Origin of the sequence: Porphyrobacter sp. AAP82, from assembly GCF_000331285.1 — a bacterium.
Classification (GTDB): Bacteria; Pseudomonadota; Alphaproteobacteria; order Sphingomonadales; family Sphingomonadaceae; genus Erythrobacter.
Genome location: NZ_ANFX01000047.1, coordinates 1 through 19,194, shown reverse-complemented (window position 1 = coordinate 19,194; position 19,194 = coordinate 1). Strand labels below are relative to the sequence as shown.

Sequence of the window (19,194 nt, the reverse complement as noted above, 5' to 3'; positions counted from 1 at the left end):
CGGGCGGGGCAGCGCCTGTGGCGGCTCCGGGGGGCGCTGGCGAGCCGGTGAGCGGAGCGGGCGCGGTCAAGCCCGAATATGCCCGCGCGGGCCAGTGGAAGGCGCAGCCCGGCCCCGCCGCCGCACCGGGCAACTGAGCCGCCCCCGCCCCCCGCGCGAAACAAGGTTAAGCCTGCCGAAACCCTGTTGTCACACCAAGCCTTAGCGGCGGGACGCTAGGGCTTTGTGACCGCTGCGCGCCATATTGTTGCGCGGCCAACAAGCAGGAAACCGCGCCCTATGTCCGTCCGTTTCGCCTCCGCCAATCATCCTGCCCGCCGTCTCGGCTGGCGCGCTGCGGGGCGCGGGCTGATCGCTCCGGCACTGGCGCGAGCGGCGAATGACAACTTGCAGCTTGGGCGCCGTCCGGCAAGCGAGGTCGCCGCGGCGGCCGTCGCCTTTGATCCGCTGCTGACCGATGCCTTGCGGCATTTCGCGGTCCACGGGCTAGCTGCCGCCGAAGTCGCGGTCGACCTGGCGGCCGAAGCGGCGCAGCGCGGCGATGGTGATGGACAGGACCACTGGCTGGCGGTCACGCAGTTGTTCGACCGCAGGCTCGCCGCGCGCGCGGGCCGCGTGCTCGAGCCGGCCTGAGTGCCGGCGGGGCCTTGCGCGGCCCCTTCCCTTACGGCAGCAGCGCTACGGGGTTCTCCTGAGGGGTTTAACCGAGCATTATTGCAATTGCGAACTGTTTGCAAAGATAGTTGCCCTCTCCGACTTTTTGACGGTTGCATTCCCCTTTTCAGCGGCCTACCGCCCCGGTGTAACGGGTGCTCGGTCGCTTGGGACGGGGGCCGGCACCAGCGCCTGGTCTGTCAGGCGCGCCCTTGCTTCGTCCCGAGGATCAGGGAAGGACGTCAGCAAAATGGCCCGCAAGAAGATCGCCCTCGTCGGCGCCGGCAATATCGGCGGCACGCTCGCACACCTCGCAGCATTGAAGGGCCTTGGCGACATCGTCCTGTTCGACGTGGCCGAGGGCATTCCGCAGGGCAAGGCGCTGGACCTTTCGCAGTGCGGGCCCGTCGAAGGCTTCGACGCGAGCATCACCGGCTCGAACGACTATGCCGATATCGCAGGGAGCGACGTGGTGATCGTCACCGCGGGCGTGGCGCGCAAGCCCGGCATGAGCCGCGATGACCTGCTCGGCATCAATTTGAAGGTCATGAAGGCGGTCGGCGAAGGCATTGCTGCCAACTGCCCCGATGCTTTCGTGATCTGCATCACCAACCCCTTGGACGCGATGGTCTGGGCGCTGCGCGAGTTTTCGGGGCTCCCGGCCAACAAGGTCGTCGGGATGGCCGGCGTGCTGGACTCGGCGCGCTTCGCCACCTTCCTCGCGTGGGAATTCGGCGTCAGCGTCAAGGACGTGAACGCCTTCGTGCTCGGCGGCCATGGCGACACGATGGTGCCGGTGCTGTCCTACTCGACCATCAACGGCATTCCGGTTGCCGACATGGCCAAGATCAAGGGCATTTCCGAAGACCGCCTCGGCGAGATCGTCCAGCGCACGCGTTCCGGCGGCGGCGAGATCGTCGCGCTGCTCAAGACCGGCTCGGCCTTCTATGCGCCTGCCACCAGCGCCATTGCGATGGCCGAAGCCTATCTCTACGACCAGAAGCGCATCCTTCCTTGCGCGGTGCAGGTTGACGGCAAGTACGGCGTCGACGGGCTCTATGTCGGCGTCCCGGTGGTGATCGGCGCGGGCGGCGCGGAAGAGGTGATCGAGATCAACCTCACCGACGAGGAGAAGGCCAACCTCGGCGTCAGCGTCGACGCGGTCAAGGAACTGCTCGAAGCGTGCAAGGCGCTGGATGGCTCGCTGGCGTGATGTTGCTCGCGCTGCCTTGGTTCGCGATGTTGCTTTGCGGTTTGGCCGTGACGGTGGGTTTCTTCGTCTGGCCAAAGCGCGTGGTCGCAGGTCTCGCCGAGGTGCAAGCCGCCTGTGCTGTGGTGCTTGTGCTGTTCGCCGCCTTTCCTGCACTCATGCGGCTCGTCAACGACACCGAACGCGACACGGGCGCCGTTCTAGTCGTGAGCGGCTTCTTCGCGATTTACGGGCTCGCGATGTTCGCTTGGGCATCGCAGTCTAGTTCTGATCGTCACCCCGGCGAAGGCCGGGGCCCAGAGGCGACCGCAAAACTGGGTCCCGGCCTGCGCCGGGATGACGAATAGAGGATGGAATACGGCGGCTACGTCTACATCATGGCGAGCCGCCGCAACGGAACGATTTACATCGGTGTCACCAGCGATCTTGCGAAGCGCGCTTGGGAGCACCGGGAAGGACTGATCGACGGCTTCACGAAGAAGTATGGCTGTAAGATGCTGGTCTGGTTCGAACACCACGGCACCATCGAATCAGCCATCCTCCGCGAGAAGCAGATGAAGGAATGGCAGCGCGCTTGGAAGCTGCGCCGTATCGAAGAGATGAACCCCGACTGGAACGACCTGTTCGAGTTGGTCTGTCACTAAACTGGGCCCCGGCCTTCGCCGGGGTGACGATAATGGAGAGATGAGTTGAGCATCCTCGTAAACAAGACTACCCGCGTCATCACCCAAGGGATGACCGGCAATACCGGCACCTTCCACACCCAGGCTGCGCTCGATTACGGGACGCAGATGGTTGCGGGCGTGACGCCCGGCAAGGGCGGCACCACCCATATCGGCCTGCCGCAGTATGACACCGTGCGCGAGGCCAAGGCCGCGACCGGCGCGACCGCTTCGTGCATCTACGTGCCCCCGCCGTTCGCCGCCGACGCGATCTGCGAGGCGATCGATGCCGAGATCGAGCTCATCATCTGCATCACCGAAGGCATCCCGGTGCTCGACATGGTCCGCGCCAAGCGCGCGCTGGCGGGCTCGAAGTCGCGCCTGATCGGCCCCAACTGCCCCGGCGTGCTGACGCCGGGCGAGTGCAAGATCGGCATCATGCCGGCCAACATCTTCAAGAAGGGCAGCGTCGGCATCGTCTCGCGCTCGGGCACGCTCACCTATGAAGCCGTGCACCAGACCACTTCGGTTGGCCTCGGCCAGACCACCGCGGTCGGCATCGGCGGCGATCCGGTCAACGGCACCAACTTCATCGACGTGCTCGACCTGTTCTTGGACGATCCGGAAACCGAGTCCATCATCATGATCGGCGAAATCGGCGGCTCGGCCGAAGAAGAGGCCGCCGCCTTCATCAAGGCCGAACGCGCCAAGGGCCGCAGCAAGCCGATGGTCGGCTTCATCGCCGGGCGCACCGCCCCTCCGGGCCGCCGCATGGGGCACGCGGGCGCGATCGTCTCGGGCGGCCAGGGCGGCGCGGAAGACAAGATCGCCGCGATGGAAGATGCGGGCATCCGCGTCAGCCCCTCGCCCTCGCTGCTCGGCGAGACGCTGGCCGCGATGCTGAAAGAAAACGCCTGAATTAGCGACTACCGCCCCCTCGCACTCTAACGCGAGGGGGCCACCTTTCCTCCTCCCCGGGAGTCCCCACGATGGGCAACGAACCGCACAATTTCCTCCCCGCCTTCACCGATCAGGAAGGCCCGCAGCCCGGCCCCTCGTGGGCGAAGCGCGGCTGGCTCGACACGCTGGCTGACAGCGGCGCGGACTTGACCGCGGCGATGGACCCGACCGAGATGACACTCGCGGTCGCCAAGGCGGCGAAGGATGCAGGGCGCGCGTCGGACCCCGCAGCGGTGGAGAAGGCCGCCAAGCTCTCGATCGCGGCGATGCAGCTGGTGCGGCTCTACCGTGTGCGCGGGCATATGGCGGCGGACCTCGACCCGCTCGGCCTTTCCAACCGCGAGGGGCCTGCGGACCTGACGCTCGAATGGCACGGCCTTGCGGGCAAGGAAAACGAGGACGTCTATGTCGGCGGGGTGCTCGGCATGGAGTGGACCACGGTCGGCAAGCTCCACCAGCGCCTGCGCGCGGTCTATTGCGGCAAGGTCGGCCTCGAATACATGCACATCGCCGACACGGAAGAACGCCGCTTCCTCCAGGACAAGTTCGAAAAGCCGGGCGAGACGATCCAGTTCACCCCCGAAGGCAAGAAGGCGATCCTCGCCGCCGTGCTGCGCGGCGAAGGCTACGAGGAATTCCTCGCGAAGAAATATGTCGGCACCAAGCGCTTCGGGCTTGATGGCGGCGAATCCATGATCCCGGCGCTGGAAGCCGTGATCAAGCACGGCGGCAGCGCGGGCGTGCGCGAGATCATCTACGGCATGGCCCACCGCGGGCGTTTGAACGTGCTCGCCAACGTGATGGCCAAGCCCTACCGCGTGATCTTCCACGAATTCTCAGGGGGAAGCGCCAACCCCGACGATGTCGGCGGTTCGGGCGATGTGAAGTATCACCTCGGCACCTCGACCGACCGCGAGTTCGACGGGATTTCGGTGCACATGAGCCTTGTGCCCAACCCCTCGCACCTTGAAACGGTGAACCCGGTGGTGCTCGGCAAGACCCGCGCGCAGCAGGCGATCCGCGACGATCTCAAGAAGAAGGACCAGGTGCTCCCCGTGCTGATCCACGGCGATGCCGCCTTCGCGGGGCAGGGCGTGGTGTGGGAGAGCCTCTCGCTTTCGGGCGTGCCGGGCTACGACACCGGCGGCTGCGTGCACTTCATCATCAACAACCAGATCGGCTTCACCACCAGCCCCAAGTTCGCAAGGTCTTCGCCTTACCCCAGCGACGTGGCCAAGGGGGTGATGGCGCCCATTCTCCACGTCAATGGCGACGATCCCGAAGCGGTGACCTTCGCCTGCAAGCTCGCGGTCGAGTACCGCCAGACCTTCCACCGGGATGTCGTGATCGACATGTGGTGCTATCGCCGCTTCGGCCACAACGAGGGCGACGAGCCCAAGTTCACCCAGCCGGTGATGTATGACAAGATCCGCGCCCATCCCAAGGTCAGCGTCTCCTATGAAGCGCGCCTGATCCGCGAAGGTGTGGTCGAGCCCGGCACGCGTGACCGGATCGCGGGTGAATTCACCGCGCTGCTCGAAGCCGAGTTCGAAGCGGGCAAGAGCTACAAGCCCAATGAAGCCGACTGGTTCGGCGGGCGCTGGGCCGGGCTCAACAAGCCCGCCGACCCGGAAACCGCGCGCCGCAGCGTCGAGACCGCGATCGAGCCCAAGACCTTCGACGCATTGGGCCGGGTGCTCACCGAAGTCCCCGCCGACCTCGACATCCACAAGACCCTCGACCGCGTGCTCGCCGCCAAGCGCGAGATGTTCGCCACCGGCGAAGGCTTCGACTGGGCGACCGCCGAGGCGCTCGCTTTCGGCAGCCTCGTGATGGAAGGCTACGGGGTGCGCCTGTCGGGCCAGGATTCGGGCCGCGGCACCTTCTCGCAGCGCCACGCGGTGTGGGTCGACCAGAAGACCGAGCGCAAATATGTGCCCCTGAAGACCCTGCCGCACGGCAAGTTCGAAGTGCACGATTCCACGCTCTCCGAATATGGCGTGCTCGGCTTCGAATATGGCTTTGCCATGGCCGATCCCAAGAGCCTTGTGCTGTGGGAAGCGCAGTTCGGCGATTTCGCCAACGGCGCGCAGATCATGATCGACCAGTATATCGCGAGCGGCGAGAGCAAGTGGCTGCGCGCCAACGGCCTCGTGATGCTGCTGCCGCACGGTTACGAGGGTCAGGGGCCCGAACACTCCTCGGCGCGTCTGGAGCGTTTCCTCCAGCTGTGCGCCGACGACAATATGTGCGTGTGCAACATCACCACGCCCGCCAACTACTTCCACGTGCTGCGCCGCCAGATGCTGCGGTCCTTCCGCAAGCCGCTCGTCATCATGAGCCCCAAGTCGCTGCTGCGCCACCCGATGGCGAAATCGGCGCGCGAATCCTTCCTTGGCGAGCGGCAGTTCCGGCGCATCCTTTCCGATCCCCGCGAGATCGCCGACGACAAGGTCCGGCGTCTGGTGCTGTGTTCGGGCAAGGTCGCCTATGACCTGATCGAAGCGCGCGATGCCGCCGGGCTCGACGATGTCTCGATCGTCCGCATCGAGCAGCTCTTCCCCTTCCCCGGCGATCCGCTGGCGCTGCGGCTCGAACGCATGACCGGCCTTGAGGAGGTGGTGTGGTGCCAGGAAGAGCCGCGCAACAACGGCGCGTGGTTCTTCGCGAACGAGAGGATCGAGGAAACGCTCGCCACGGCAGGCCACACGGGCAAGCGCCCCGCCTATGCCGGGCGCGATGCCGCCGCTTCGCCCGCGACGGGTCTCGCCAGCCGCCACAAGGCGCAGCAGGAAGCGCTCGTCGCCGCAGCGCTGGGCCTCTAAGCGCCCGCGCGCCGCTTCACACATGTTCTAAGCAAGTTCCAGGGATCGTCTCAAATGGCTACCGAAATCAAAGTCCCCGTCCTCGGCGAATCCGTCACCGAAGGCACGATCGCCGAGTGGCTCAAGCAGCCCGGCGAGGCGGTCGCGGTCGATGAACCGATCGCCAGCCTCGAAACCGACAAGGTCGCGGTCGACGTGCCCTCGCCGGTCGCGGGCATCATGTCGCAGCACGTCGTCGCAGTGGGCGACACGGTCGAGGTCGGCGCGGTGATCGCGATCATCGAGGATGGCGCGGCTGCTGCGGCTCCGGCTGCGGCTCCCGCTGCCGCCAAGGCTGACGCGGCCCCGGCCCCGGCGGCTTCGGAAGAACTGCTCACCCCCGCCCAGACCATGTCGCCCGCGGTGCGCCGCGCGGTGCTCGAACACGGGGTCGACCCTTCCACCATCAAGGGCAGCGGCAAGGACGGGCGCCTGACCAAGGAAGACGTCCTCGCCGCAGCCGAGGCCAAGGCCAAGGGCCCCGCGCCCGCCCCTGCCGCGACGCCTGCCCCCGCTCCCGCCGCCCCCGTGGCATCGGGAGGCACGCGCGGTGAAGAGCGCGTCAAGATGACCCGCATGCGCCAGACCATCGCCAAGCGGCTGAAGAGCGCGCAGGACACCGCCGCGCTGCTCACCACCTTCAACGATGTCGACATGAGTGCCGTCATCGAAGCGCGCGACAAGTACAAGGACCTGTTCGCCAAGAAGCACGATATTCGCCTGGGCTTCATGGGCTTCTTCGCCAAGGCCGCCTGCCTTGCATTGAAGGACGTGCCCGCGGTCAACGCCTATATCGACGGCGACGAGATCATCTACCACGACTATGTCGACATCTCGGTGGCGGTCTCGGCCCCCAACGGCCTCGTCGTCCCCGTCATCCGCGATGCCGATAAGAAGGGCTTTGCCCGGATCGAGCAGGACATCGCCGATTTCGGCGCGCGCGCGAAGGCGGGTACGCTCACCATGGAAGACATGACCGGCGGCACCTTCACGATCTCGAACGGCGGGGTGTTCGGCAGCCTCATGTCGACCCCGATCATCAACCCGCCGCAGAGCGCGGTGCTTGGCCTCCACCGCATCGAGGAACGTCCGGTGGTGCGTGACGGCCAGATCGTGATCCGGCCGATGATGTATCTCGCGCTGTCGTATGACCACCGCCTGATCGACGGGCGCGAGGCGGTGACGGCATTGAAGATCATCAAGGAAGCGATCGAGGATCCCACCCGGATGCTGATCGATTTGTGAGTTTGCGCACTCCCGCGTCACCCCGGTGCAAGCCGGGGCCTAGGGCGGCACATCTTGCCCCCTGAGACCTGAGACCCCAGCTTGCGCAGGGGCGACGGAGAAGAAGAATGGCTGAGAATTACGACTACGACGTCCTTGTCATCGGTGCCGGCCCCGGCGGCTATGTCGCGGCGATCCGCGCTGCGCAGCTTGGCCTCAAGACCGCCTGCGTCGAAAGCCGCGCCACCCTCGGCGGCACCTGTCTCAATGTCGGGTGCATTCCCTCCAAGGCGCTGCTCCACGGCTCTGAGCTGTTCGACGAGGTGAAGAACGGCCATTTCGCCACCTGGGGCATCACCGCGACCCCGACGCTCGATCTGGGCCGGATGATGCAGGAAAAGACCAAGGCCGTGGGCGAATTGACCGGCGGGATCGAGTTCCTGTTCAAGAAGAACAAGGTCACCTGGCTCAAGGGCCATGCCGCCTTCGAGGATGCGCACACCGTCAATGTGGCGGGCGAGACAGTCACCGCCAAGGACATCGTGATCGCCACCGGCTCGTCCGTGACGCCGCTCCCCGGCGTGCCCGTCGACAACGCGCAGCGGCGGATCGTCGACAGCACCGGCGCGCTCGATCTGGATGAAGTGCCCGAACACCTCGTGGTGATCGGCGGCGGGGTGATCGGCCTCGAACTTGGCTCGGTGTGGCGGCGTCTGGGCGCCAAGGTCACCGTGATCGAATTCCTCGACCAGTTGCTCCCCGGCATGGACGGCGAGGTCCGCAAGGAAGCGGGCAAAATCTTCAAGAAGCAGGGCATGGCGATGATGCTCGGCCAGAAGGTCACCGGCGCCGAGGTCGACGGCAAGACCGTCACCCTCACCGTCGAGCCCGCCGCAGGCGGCGAGGCGCAGACCATCACCGCCAGCCACGTGCTCGTCGCCATCGGCCGCCGCGCCAATACCGAGGGCCTCGCGCTCGACAAGGCGGGCCTTTCCGCCAACAACCGCGGCCAGATCGAGATCGACCACGATTTCGCCACCGCCGTCCCCGGCATCTGGGCGATCGGCGACGTCGTGCCGGGCCCGATGCTCGCTCACAAGGCGGAGGACGAAGGCATCGCGGTTGCCGAGAACATCGCCGGGCTCACCGGCATCGTGAACCACGATGTCATCCCGAGCGTCGTCTACACCGCGCCGGAAATCGCCGGCGTCGGCATCTCGGAAGAACAGGCCAAGGAGCGCGGCCTTGCCGTCAAGGTCGGCAAGTTCCCGATGATGGCCAACAGCCGCGCCAAGGCCAACCGCGACACCGACGGTTTCGTCAAGGTGATCGCCGATGCCGCGACCGACCGCGTCGTCGGCGTGTGGATGATCAACTCCCTCGCGGGCACGATGATCGCCCAGGCCGCGCAGGCGATGGAATTCGGCGCGACCAGCGAAGACATCGCCTACACCTGCCACGCCCACCCCACCCACGCCGAAGCCTTCAAGGAAGCGGCGATGGCGGTGACGGGCAAGCCCATCCACATGTGAGCCTCAGCCAGAGCCTCTACGCCGAGGTCCATGATCGGCGGCGGATTGCTTTGCCGCTGCTCTTCCCGGCGTTTGGAGGGCTCTGGTATCTCTGGTCCTTCGGGGCGCCCGCTGGCTTGATCGCGGTCAATGCCGGGGCGCTGGCAGCGGCGCTCGGCTGGATCATGCTCGGCCGCCTGCCCAAGGCCCGGCGCGTCCGGATCGGCATCGCCCTCGCGCTCGCGCTGGCGCTGTTCGGGCCGCTGCTGACAGGGCCCGATCTTGACGGGGTGCGGCGCTGGATAGCGATCGGGCCGGTGAGCCTCAACGCTGGCATGCTGCTGCTGCCGCTACTGACCATGCTCGCCGCGCGCGAGACGCGGGCCGGCCCTGCGATCCTCGGCCTTGCGGCGGCCGCGCTGGCGCTCCAGCCCGATGCCGCCGCGCTCGCCGCGCTGGCGCTGGCTGCCGCGGTGCTCGCCGCACACCACCGCAGCATCGGCTTTGCCGCCGCGGGCATCGCCGCAGGCGGCCTTGCCGCGCTGACCTTCGGCGCGGGCGCGCTTGAACCGCAGCTCCATGTCGAAGGCGTGCTTGCCCATGTCGCGCAGCGCTCCGTGTGGAAGGCGGCGCTGCTGGCGATCCTGCTGTTCGTGGTGCCGCTGTGGCATCTGGTGTGGGACCCGCAGCTCGCGCGCGCCGAGGGCTCTACGCGCTGGCGGCGCTGCTCACCGGGCTGGGGGCCATGGCGCTGGTCGCCCCCTTCCCCTTCCCGCTGATCGGGCACGGGGCCGCGCCGATCCTCGGCTTCGGGCTGGCGCTGGGCGCGGCGAGACGGCACGACCAGTTCGGGATTGCCGAATATCTCGAAACGCTGGGCCGCGCCCGCTAGGATTGCGGATTGTTGGCGCTTGCGGCTTTGACGTCCGGGGCCGGGCCTTTAAGCTTGCCCGCCGAGGGAGAGACGTCACGCATGGCCTATCCGCAATTGACCGACAAGGCGGGCGCGCTCGCCACTGCGCTGGCGATCCGCACGCGCAAGATCAGCGTTGCCGAAGCGGTGGATGCCGCGATCACCCGCGCCGGGCACCTCGATGCCGAGATCGACGCCATCGCCGTCCCCGATTTCGAGCGCGCCTGCGAAACCGCGCGCGCCATGGACAATGCCCCGCGCCGGCTTGGCCAGCCGCTGTTCGGCGTGCCGATGACGATCAAGGAAAGCTTTGATGTTGCCGGCCTCCCCACCACCTGGGGCCACGGCGAATTCCGCGAGACCATCGCGCCACAAGATGCGCTGCTGGTGCGGCGGCTGAAGGCGGCGGGCGCGATCATCATCGGCAAGACCAACGTGCCGGTCGACCTCACCGACTGGCAAAGCTTCAACCCCGTCTATGGCCGCACCGCCAACCCGCACAATCCGGCGCGCTCCCCCGGCGGCTCCTCGGGCGGGAGCGCGGCGGCGGTCGCGAGCGGGATGGTGCCTTGCGACTATGGCACCGACATCGGCGGATCGGTGCGCGTGCCCGCGCATTTCTGCGGGGTATGGGGCCACAAGACGACCTGGGGCCTCGTCCCCAAGCACGGCCACGACCATCCCGCGATGAGCCGCCGCGAGGGCTTTCTCGCCGCTGCCGACGGGCCGCTCTCGATCGCGGGGCCGCTGGCGCGCAATGCCGCGGACCTCGCCGTGCTGACCGAGGTCGGGGCGGAATTCCCGCTGCGCCGCCACACCCGCACGCTCAAGGATTGCCGCCTGCTGGCAGTCACCCGGCTGCCCGGCGCGCCGGTCGATGCGAGCGTGCTGGGGCCGACCGAGGCCGCGCTCGAAGCGCTCGCACGCGCGGGCGTGACCATCGACCGGGCGAGCGATCTGCTCCCCGATCAGGCGCGGCATTATCGCAGCTATCTCAAGATGATGAACATCGCCATGTCGGGCGGCGCGCCGGCCCCTGACGGCACCCGCGCGAGCGCTGCCGACTGGTTCGCGCTGATGAACGCACAGGCCGCCTGTATCGCCGAATGGGAGGCGCTGTTTGCGCGCTACGACTTCGTCCTCGCCCCGCCCACGCCGGTGCTGGCCGTGCCGCACAGCGACAAGGCGGTGTTCCGCGGGTCGCTCGCCATCAACGGGGCCGATGAGCCGGGAAGCTGCGGTCTGGTGTGGTCGGGCATGGCGACCTTCCCGGGGCTGCCCTCGACCGTCCTGCCCATCGGCAGCGGCACCTACCTTGGCGCCGAGCTTCCTTGCGGGATGCAGGTCATCGGCCCGCGCTGGAGCGACCTCGATTGCATTGCGGCGGCCGAGGCGATCGGGAACATCTTGCACAGCTAGGCCGGCTTCTGCATGGCGCGGGGCATGACGCTTTTCTCCATGCGCACGCTTGCCCGTTGGCACATCTGGCTCGGCTGGCTGGTCGGCGTGCCGATCGCGATGTGGCTGGCGACCGGCCTGTTCATGACCCTGCGCCCCATCGAGGACGTGCGCGGCGACCATCTGCGCATCACGACCCCGCCCGCCCCGCTCGCGCTCCCCGGCAGCACGCTCGCCGGGCCCGGATCGCGGCTCAGGGAAATGCGCGTCGTCATGCAGGAAGGCCGCGCCGTGGCGATCCTGACCGGCCTCGAGGGCGAGGTGCGCCGCGTCGATTTCACGACCGGTGCGGCGATCCCCGCGCTCGATGCCGCCGCCGCCCGCGCGCTGGTCGCGGCGCGGATCACCGGGGGTGACAAGGCTCTGCGCGTGACGCTGTTCCCCGCGGGCAGCACCCCCTTCGATTTCCGCAAGGCTCTCGCCGTGTGGCAGGTCGCGCTGGCGGACGGCACCAATGTCTATGTCGGGCAGGACACCGGCGAGATCGAGGCGGTGCGCACCCGCTGGTGGCGCGCTTTCGACCTTGCCTGGGGGCTGCACATCATGGACCTCTCGGAGCGCGAGGATACCAGCCATCCGGTCCTCATCCTCTTCGCCGCCCTGTCTTTGACTGGCGCGCTGATCGGCTGCGTGCTGATGTTCCGCCGCCGCAAGGCGCGCGTGACCGCCCCCCCGCCCGCCGGCATGACACCGCCCGCATGACATTGGCCGCATGACCCCCACCGTCCTCACCCCGATCCTCGATCTGCTCGACCTTGCCGGGATCGCGCTCTTCGCGCTGTCGGGCGCGGTGCTGGCGGCGCGCCTCAGGCAGACCTTCGTGACCATGGCCTTCTTCGCGCTGGTGACAGGCGTCGGCGGGGGGACGGTGCGCGATCTGCTGATCCGCGCGCCGGTGTTCTGGATCGACGATCCCTGGGTCGCCGCCGTGTGTCTCGGCACCGCGCTGATCGCATGGTTCACGCCGGTCCGCTGGTGGGAGGGCAAGGGCTTCGCCTATGCCGATGGCGCGGGGCTGGCCGCCTATGCCGTGCTGGGGAGCGCCAAGGCCCTGGCTTACGGCATTCCGCCGGTCCCCGCCGCGCTGATGGGGGTCATCACCGGCTGCGTCGGCGGCATCATCCGCGATGTGGTCGCGGGTCGTCCCTCGATCATCATGAGCCCCGAACTCTACGTCACCCCGGCCGCGCTCACTTCGGCGCTGAGCGTCGCCGGAATGCTCGCCGCACCCTATCTGGGGCTGGGAGATGCGGCTGCATGGGGCCTCGCCTTCGCCTGCGGCTTTGGCCTGCGCAGCGTGGCGATCCGCTGGGAATGGGGCCTGCCGAGCTACAGCGCCGGGCGCTAGCCGCCGCTGGCCTCTTCGAGCGTCTCGGGGATCACCTCGCCCGGTATCGGCCCGCCGGGATAGGCCGGCATCGCAGTGCCGGCTGCCGGTGCAGACCCTGCCGCGGTGCGGGCCGGAGCCATCGTCCCTGCGCGCACCTCGGCCTGCTGCACCGCCATGTCGGGCCGCACCGTGCCGCCCAGGCGGGCGCGCGCGGCGGCATAGGACTGGTCGTCCCACTGCCCGTCATCCGCGCTCGCCGAGCTGACGCCGAAGGTCCCGTCATAGGTGATGGTGTCGATCCGGCCGTCGTTGCCGATCCGGCAATCGAACTGCGCGCCGTTGAAGATCGCGCCGGTCACCTGCCAGCCGCTTGCCGTGCGCTGGACATTGTCGACCGTATCGACCCGCACATCGCGCTCGATCCGGTCGAGACACATGTCGACGGCATTGTCGAGTCCGGCGGACCCAGTGCGGCGGTCCTCGCGGCGGTCACGGTCGGCATCACCCTCGCGCGGGTCGCGGTCGATGACGACCACCTCGCGCTCGCGCTCGCGGCGGCGTTCGGAATTGGCGATGGCGAGCACGCCGCCGATCACGACGGCGCCGAGCAGCACATCGCCCGCATCGACGCGGTCACGCCTGCGCCAGCCGCGCCCGCCCCTGCCGCCCCAGCCGCAGCGCCGGTCGCAGCCCCAGGCGGCGCTGTCAGCAGCGGGGGCCAGAGGTCCGGACCCAAACACCGCCGAGGCCGCGCCGGGCGCAGGAAGTTCGGGAAGGGTCGCCGCCGCCGCCAGGGCGCTCGCCAGAAAGGTGGTGCCAACCAGCGCGCCCGCCAGCGCGCCTGCACGGATCATCCGAGCCATCTGTGCTCTCTCCTGTTGCCTGTCACCGGCGCCCACCAACGCCCGATGGACCGACGCTTAGGCGTGCAAGGCTTGCGCTGGGCTGAACCGGCAAAGAGCCGCCCCGCACGCCGGGTGGACGGCGGCGGGGCGGGGAGGATGCGCGCGGCGAAAAAGGCAGGAACGCCGCGCGCAAGGGGAAGTCCCGGCGATCAGCGCAGGCGGCGGATCCCGTCGAAATCGACAAACGGCGCGCCGCGGCCGTCAACCCGGCAGGAGAAGCTGCCGCGGTCGCTGCCGCGCCGGTCCCAGCCGCCGCCGACATCGATGCGGCCCCGCACCCGGAACCCGTCGCGGGTGCGGTCGATGTCGCGCACGTCAATCACGTCGGCATAGCGGTAGCCGCCGAAGCGCCGCGCCTGGTTCTCGGCGGCGCGCACGCAGCGGTCGACCGCGGTGCGCGGGTTGAGCCCGTAGCCATAGCCGCCGCGATCCCAGCGGTCGCCGCGATACCCGTCTCGGTAGTCGTAGCGGTCGCGGTCGCGGTCGCGGTCGCCATCGAAGGCCCCGGCAAGCGCGGCGATCCCGCCGATCACCACCGCGCCGGCGATGATCTCGCCCGCGCTTATCCCGTCGCGCTCGTCACGGTGATCTCGGGCCATGGCGGGGGTGACGGAAGCGGCGGTCAGCGCAGTCGCAGCGACCGCAACGAGCGCGAACCGGGCCATGGTGCCGGAGGCCAGCCGGTTGGTCTTGGTGGTCATCGAAGCATTCCTCTGTGGCGACCCGCTGGCGGAATTGCCGCAGGCGTCGAGGAGGTTTTGCGCGATTCGGCGTGAGGCTTGGCTGAACTGGGATGACAGGATTTGTTAAGCCATGAACTGCTTTTTATGAACAGTACGCCGCAGCAGCCTAGTCCCCGAGCGCGGCCAGCACATCGCGGGTCAAGGCGGCAATATCGAAGCCGCTCCCCGGCGGATCCTCGCCCCGCCGCACGATCACGACCTTGCGCGAGGGCACGATCACCACATATTGCCCGCGATTGCCGATCGCGGCGAAGGTATCGGGCGGCACGCCCTCCTCCTTGTTCAGGAGCCAGAACCCCGCTCCGTAGCCGAATGTGCCCGTGGCAGGCTGCGGGCCGGAGGGGGTGGTGACATATTTCACCCAGCCCTCTGGAAGGAGGCGTTCACCCGAAGGCAGGACGCCGTCGTTGAGGTAGAGCTGGCCCAGCTTTGCTAGATCATCGGCCGTCGACCAGACCTGCGAGGAAAGGACGTAGTCGCCCTGCCAGTCGGTCTCGGCGACGGTTCCCTCCATGCCGAGCTTCGCGAAGAGCGCGGCCGGGGGATGCGCGGCGAAGGTGTCCTTGATCGCGGCGACGGCAGCCAGCGTGTCGTTGTTGGCGTAGCGATAGACGCTCCCCGGCGGGCTCACCAGCGGCCAGTCGAGCGCCACTTCATCGACGGTGGCCCCGCCATAATAGAGCGGGTCGGTGCGGTTGCCGGGTGTGTCCGAATAACGGCCCGAGGCCATGCGCAGGAGGTGGTCGATGGTGATCGCGCGGCGCGGATCGGTGTCCGCAAGGCCCAGCCCCGCCGAGGCGCCGACATCCGCCTCCCCGCGATAGACCGCCGCGCCGATCAGCGTGGCCGCGATGCTCTTGGCGACCGAGAAGGTACGCTGGGGGGTCTTGGCCCCGAAGGCGTCGGCATAGCCTTCCGCAAGGGTAGTGCCACCCGCCTGGATCTTCACCAGGGTCGTGCGCGAGCCCTTGCCATAGCCATCGGCGGCAAGCGCCTTCTGCACGGCCGCGGCCAGTTCCTGTCCCGCCTTTCCCCCGGGCATCATGGGCACGTCATCCCGAGGAAGGATCGGCGCGTGCGGCGCCGGCCCGGGCTCGCCCGCCGGGACAGGTACTTCGGGTGCGCCGATGGGCTGGATCGCGCAGCCCTTGTACGGACCGCGATAGACCGCGACACGCGGCGGCATGTCCTGCGCCCAACTGACCGCGACGCGGGCAATCGGGCCATCGGGACTGCGGATGATGGTGAACGGCAGATCGACAATCACCGAGGCCTGCGGGGTTTGGATGCCGGTGAGCTCCCAATCCATCACGCTTTCGGCTGTCCGCGACGCGCCGTTGGCCTCGGCGCTCGTGATCGCCCCGCACAGCATCAGCGCCTTGTAGCCCGCGGCCAGCGCGCGGTTGTAGCGCGCATCGAGCGCCTCCTGCTGGTTCTGGGCGGCGGCAGGGACGGCGGCGAGGAGCAGCGCGGTCGCTGCGAATGCGGTGCGGATCATGGAGCGCACCCTGCCTCGCACCGGCGCAAAAGAAAAGGGCCGCGCAGATTGCTCCGCGCGGACCCTTGATCCTGTCAGACGATGCGCTGCTTACGCGTCTTCGTATTCGTCTTCCGACTGCACCGGGCCGCTGTCCTGACCCTTGGCGTCTTCGTCGCGGTCGACGAATTCGATGATCGCCATCTGCACCGCATCGCCGGCGCGGACACCGGCTCGCAGCACGCGGGTGTAGCCGCCGTCACGATCGGCATAGCGCTCGGCGAGCACTTCGAAGAGCTTCTTGAGCTGCGCCTCGTCACCCAGACGGGCCATCGCCAGACGCCGGTTCGACAGGCCGCCACGCTTGGCCAGCGTGATCAGCTTTTCGACATAGGGGCGCAGTTCCTTCGCCTTGGGGAGCGTGGTGGTGATCTGCTCGTGCTTGATCAGCGCGGCGGCCATGTTGCGGAACAGGGCGTTGCGGTGACCCGTGCGGCGGCCCAGCTTGCGGCCCGAAATACCATGACGCATTTGACTTCATCCTTCGTTCGTAGGGAGCCCGTGCAAGGTAGCTCCATCCTGGTCGGAAAGGGTCCGACCTGCCCTTACTTTCCCGGCGAGGCCGTCACGGGGGTAAATCCCGTGACGTCGAACGGGCTTCGCCCGCCGTCCGGCCTTCCGGCTGTGCGTCACCAAGCTGCGCTTGGCGACCTCGCCGATCGGCTTAACCCAGCAGCTCCTGCTCGAGCTTCTTGGCCATTTCCTCGATGTTCTCGGGCGGCCAGCCGGGGATGTCCATGCCGAGGCGCAGGCCCATGCTCGAGAGCACTTCCTTGATTTCATTGAGCGACTTGCGGCCGAAGTTCGGCGTTCGCAGCATCTCGGCTTCGGTCTTCTGGACCAGGTCGCCGATGTAGATGATGTTGTCGTTCTTGAGGCAATTGGCCGATCGCACCGAAAGTTCCAGCTCGTCGACCTTCTTGAGGAGGTAGCGGTTCAATTGGTTGGCGTCGCTCTCTTCCGGCTGCACCGCGTGGCCGATCATCTGGCCGACCGGCTGCGGGATGCCGTCCTCGAAGTGGACGAACAGCGTCAGCTGGTCCTGGAGGATGCGGGCAGCATAGGCGACCGCGTCTTCCGGGGTGACGGTGCCATCGGTCTCGACGGTCAGCGAGAGCTTGTCGTAATCGAGCTCCTGCCCGACGCGGGCGTTCTCGACCTTGTAGCTCACCTGACGGACCGGCGAGTAGAGCGAATCGACCGGGATGAGCCCGATCGGCGCGTCGGCCGGACGGTTCTGCACCGCCGGGCTGTAGCCCTTGCCGGTGTCGGCAGTGAGCTCCATGTTGAGCGTCGCGCCTTCATCGAGCTGGCAGATCACGAGGTCCTTGTTCATCACCTCGATATCGCCGGTCACAGCGATGTCACCCGCCTTGACCGCGCCCGGGCCGGTGGCCGAAAGCTGGAGCCGCTTGGGGCCTTCGCCTTCCATCTTGAGCGCGATCTGCTTGACGTTCAAAACGATGTCGGTGACATCTTCACGCACGCCGGCAAGCGACGAGAATTCGTGCAGCACGTTCTCGATCTTGATCGAGGTGATCGCCGCGCCCTGAAGGCTCGAAAGCAGCACTCGGCGCAGCGCGTTGCCGAGCGTCAGGCCAAAGCCCCGTTCGAGCGGTTCGGCCACGAAGGTCGCCTTGCGCTGACGATCGCCACCATCCTTGATTTCCAGGGAGTTGGGTTTCTTGAGTTCCTGCCAGTTCTTGGTGTTGACGGACATGGATTTCCCCTAATTCGCCTTTCGGGCGGTTCAAACTTGGGCGGGCCGGATGCGCGGGAAGAGCGGCGCTTGCATCAGACCCGATCGGGTGGCGGATGGCGCAGCGCGCCCCCGCCATCCCGGCGGATCAGACGCGGCGACGCTTGGAGGGACGGACCCCGTTGTGCGGGATCGGGGTGACGTCGCGGATCGAGGTAATGTTGAAGCCGACGGCTGCAAGACCCCGCAGCGCGCTTTCACGCCCCGAACCGGGACCCTTGACCTCGACTTCGAGGGTGCGCACGCCGTGTTCGGCGGCCTTCTTGCCGGCGTCGTCAGCGGCGACCTGCGCGGCATAGGGGGTCGACTTGCGGCTGCCCTTGAAGCCCATCATCCCGGCAGACGACCACGAGATGGCATTGCCCTGCGCGTCGGTGATGGTGATCATGGTGTTGTTGAAGCTGGCGTTGATGTGCGCAACGCCGCTGGTGATGTTCTTCTTGTCACGGCGCCGGATACGGCCTGGTTCGCGTGCCATTTTTGAAATTCCTCTAGCTCGTCAGAAGGAAAAAGCGTGAGCGGCTTGCCGCCAGCTTACTTCTTCTTGCCCGCGATGGGCTTGGCCTTGCCCTTGCGGGTGCGGGCGTTGGTGTGGGTGCGCTGGCCGCGGACGGGCAGGCCCGAACGGTGACGCAAGCCGCGATAGGCGCGCAGGTCCATCAGACGCTTGATGTTCATCGCGGTCTGGCGACGCAGATCGCCTTCCACGGTGAAATCGGCATCGATGGTTTCGCGGATGCGCAGGATCTCTTCGTCCGAGAGGTCCTGAACGCGCGCGGTGTGCGCAATGCCGAGCTTGTCAGCGATCTGGACGGCGGTGGTACGACCGATACCGTGAATATAGGTCAGCGCGATGATCACGCGCTTGTTGGTGGGGATATTGACCCCGGCAATACGAGCCACTTATTTCTCCATGCTCCACAGGGGCTTACGGCCTTAAGGGACCGCCCCTATCTCAACGCTCATTCATTCTTGTGTCCGCTTGCCGGATGAAGGCTGGCCAGAAGGCCAAATCACAAACGGCAAAAAGCCCGGTCGGCACGCGCAAGGGCGATGCCTGCCGAACTTTCTTCGAACATGTCGAATGAGGGGCGCGCATAGGCTGATTCGCGCAAGCCGTCAACCGCTTCGGTCGCAAACCGCATGACGCGGCAAAGAACCTCACGCATCAAGCAGATAGCGATGCCTCCCGCCCGCTATTCATCGCCCTGGCTTGTCGTCGAGATCGCTGAAGGCATCCTCGACAGAAGTGGGCTTGGGCGCAGGTTTAGGCGCGGGCTTGGGCGCGGCAGCGCCCGCGGCAGGCTTGGGCGCGGTGCCAGCGGCGGCCGGCTTGGGCGCGGTGGCCGGTTTGGCGGCGGGAGCGCCGGCTGCAGGCTTGGGAGCGGCCGCTCCGGCCGGCTTGGGCGCCGGCGCGGCAGGCGCGATGCCGGCCGGCTTGGCAGCGGCAGGCGCTGCCGCAGG

21 protein-coding genes are annotated in these 19,194 nt (G+C 67.6%); 13 read left to right on the top strand and 8 right to left on the bottom strand.

Annotation, left to right across the window (positions count from 1 at the left end; all coding sequences use genetic code 11):
- The first annotated feature begins 279 nt into the window (after nucleotides 1-279).
- From D620_RS15445 to D620_RS0113710, 13 genes are all read left to right on the top strand, one after another.
- Nucleotides 280-633 carry a hypothetical protein gene (locus D620_RS15445; protein ID WP_017666400.1) on the top strand — a complete coding sequence of 118 codons (354 nt, stop codon included), beginning with the start codon at nucleotides 280-282 and terminating at the stop codon, nucleotides 631-633.
- Between the two features lie 271 nt (nucleotides 634-904).
- Nucleotides 905-1,867, top strand: a complete 963-nt coding sequence (gene mdh, locus D620_RS0113765) for a malate dehydrogenase (RefSeq protein WP_017666399.1) — start codon at nucleotides 905-907, stop codon at nucleotides 1,865-1,867.
- Nucleotides 1,867-2,211, top strand: a complete 345-nt coding sequence (locus D620_RS0113760; protein WP_017666398.1) for a hypothetical protein — start codon at nucleotides 1,867-1,869, stop codon at nucleotides 2,209-2,211. The genes mdh and D620_RS0113760 overlap by 1 nt, the downstream gene beginning before the upstream one ends.
- Before the next feature lie 3 nt (nucleotides 2,212-2,214).
- A complete protein-coding gene (locus D620_RS0113755; RefSeq protein ID WP_017666397.1) occupies nucleotides 2,215-2,508 on the top strand; it encodes a GIY-YIG nuclease family protein in 294 nt (97 codons plus the stop codon).
- A 45-nt stretch (nucleotides 2,509-2,553) separates the two neighbouring features.
- Nucleotides 2,554-3,444 carry a succinate--CoA ligase subunit alpha gene (gene sucD, locus D620_RS0113750; RefSeq protein WP_026092220.1) on the top strand — a complete coding sequence of 297 codons (891 nt, stop codon included), beginning with the start codon at nucleotides 2,554-2,556 and terminating at the stop codon, nucleotides 3,442-3,444.
- A gap of 71 nt (nucleotides 3,445-3,515) precedes the next feature.
- A complete protein-coding gene (locus D620_RS0113745) occupies nucleotides 3,516-6,311 on the top strand; it encodes a 2-oxoglutarate dehydrogenase E1 component (RefSeq protein WP_017666395.1) in 2,796 nt (931 codons plus the stop codon).
- A gap of 54 nt (nucleotides 6,312-6,365) precedes the next feature.
- The gene (gene odhB, locus D620_RS0113740) at nucleotides 6,366-7,595 is read left to right on the top strand and encodes a 2-oxoglutarate dehydrogenase complex dihydrolipoyllysine-residue succinyltransferase (protein WP_017666394.1); all 1,230 of its coding nucleotides are present in this window, start codon (nucleotides 6,366-6,368) and stop codon (nucleotides 7,593-7,595) included.
- Between the two features lie 107 nt (nucleotides 7,596-7,702).
- Nucleotides 7,703-9,106: a dihydrolipoyl dehydrogenase gene (gene lpdA, locus D620_RS0113735; protein ID WP_017666393.1), complete on the top strand. Its 1,404-nt coding sequence runs from the start codon at nucleotides 7,703-7,705 to the stop codon at nucleotides 9,104-9,106.
- Entirely contained in the window at nucleotides 9,103-9,864 is a 762-nt protein-coding gene (locus D620_RS15880) for a hypothetical protein (RefSeq protein WP_026092219.1), read from the top strand. The genes lpdA and D620_RS15880 overlap by 4 nt, the downstream gene beginning before the upstream one ends.
- Nucleotides 9,831-9,977, top strand: coding sequence for a hypothetical protein (locus tag D620_RS16490; protein ID WP_017666392.1), 147 nt, complete (start codon nucleotides 9,831-9,833; stop codon nucleotides 9,975-9,977). Before D620_RS15880 ends, D620_RS16490 begins: the two co-directional genes overlap by 34 nt.
- A 54-nt stretch (nucleotides 9,978-10,031) precedes the next feature.
- Nucleotides 10,032-11,417, top strand: a complete 1,386-nt coding sequence (locus tag D620_RS0113720) for an amidase family protein (protein WP_233992084.1) — start codon at nucleotides 10,032-10,034, stop codon at nucleotides 11,415-11,417.
- 24 nt (nucleotides 11,418-11,441) lie between these two features.
- Complete coding sequence (locus tag D620_RS0113715; protein WP_017666390.1) at nucleotides 11,442-12,158, top strand: PepSY domain-containing protein; 717 nt, start codon at nucleotides 11,442-11,444, stop codon at nucleotides 12,156-12,158.
- A 10-nt stretch (nucleotides 12,159-12,168) separates the two neighbouring features.
- Nucleotides 12,169-12,804, top strand: a complete 636-nt coding sequence (locus D620_RS0113710; RefSeq protein ID WP_017666389.1) for a trimeric intracellular cation channel family protein — start codon at nucleotides 12,169-12,171, stop codon at nucleotides 12,802-12,804.
- On the opposite strand, the gene D620_RS0113705 is transcribed toward D620_RS0113710, so the two are convergent.
- The 8 genes from D620_RS0113705 to D620_RS15435 all read right to left on the bottom strand — a co-directional run.
- A complete protein-coding gene (locus tag D620_RS0113705; protein WP_155800182.1) occupies nucleotides 12,801-13,649 on the bottom strand; it encodes a hypothetical protein in 849 nt (282 codons plus the stop codon). The two genes, D620_RS0113710 and D620_RS0113705, sit on opposite strands and share 4 nt — an antisense overlap.
- Nucleotides 13,650-13,840: 191 nt before the next feature.
- Entirely contained in the window at nucleotides 13,841-14,392 is a 552-nt protein-coding gene (locus tag D620_RS0113700) for a hypothetical protein (RefSeq protein WP_017666387.1), read from the bottom strand.
- A 148-nt stretch (nucleotides 14,393-14,540) separates the two neighbouring features.
- Nucleotides 14,541-15,932: a serine hydrolase domain-containing protein gene (locus D620_RS0113695; protein WP_017666386.1), complete on the bottom strand. Its 1,392-nt coding sequence runs from the start codon at nucleotides 15,930-15,932 to the stop codon at nucleotides 14,541-14,543.
- A 90-nt stretch (nucleotides 15,933-16,022) separates the two neighbouring features.
- The gene (gene rplQ, locus D620_RS0113690; protein WP_017666385.1) at nucleotides 16,023-16,442 is read right to left on the bottom strand and encodes a 50S ribosomal protein L17; all 420 of its coding nucleotides are present in this window, start codon (nucleotides 16,440-16,442) and stop codon (nucleotides 16,023-16,025) included.
- 193 nt (nucleotides 16,443-16,635) lie between these two features.
- Nucleotides 16,636-17,691 carry a DNA-directed RNA polymerase subunit alpha gene (locus tag D620_RS0113685; protein ID WP_017666384.1) on the bottom strand — a complete coding sequence of 352 codons (1,056 nt, stop codon included), beginning with the start codon at nucleotides 17,689-17,691 and terminating at the stop codon, nucleotides 16,636-16,638.
- Nucleotides 17,692-17,818: 127 nt separating this feature from the next.
- Nucleotides 17,819-18,208 carry a 30S ribosomal protein S11 gene (rpsK, locus tag D620_RS0113680; protein WP_017666383.1) on the bottom strand — a complete coding sequence of 130 codons (390 nt, stop codon included), beginning with the start codon at nucleotides 18,206-18,208 and terminating at the stop codon, nucleotides 17,819-17,821.
- A gap of 56 nt (nucleotides 18,209-18,264) precedes the next feature.
- Complete coding sequence (gene rpsM / locus D620_RS0113675; RefSeq protein WP_017666382.1) at nucleotides 18,265-18,633, bottom strand: 30S ribosomal protein S13; 369 nt, start codon at nucleotides 18,631-18,633, stop codon at nucleotides 18,265-18,267.
- A 297-nt stretch (nucleotides 18,634-18,930) separates the two neighbouring features.
- Nucleotides 18,931-19,194, bottom strand: a 264-nt coding sequence (locus D620_RS15435; RefSeq protein ID WP_033376963.1) for a hypothetical protein, incomplete at its 5' end; no start/stop codon positions are given.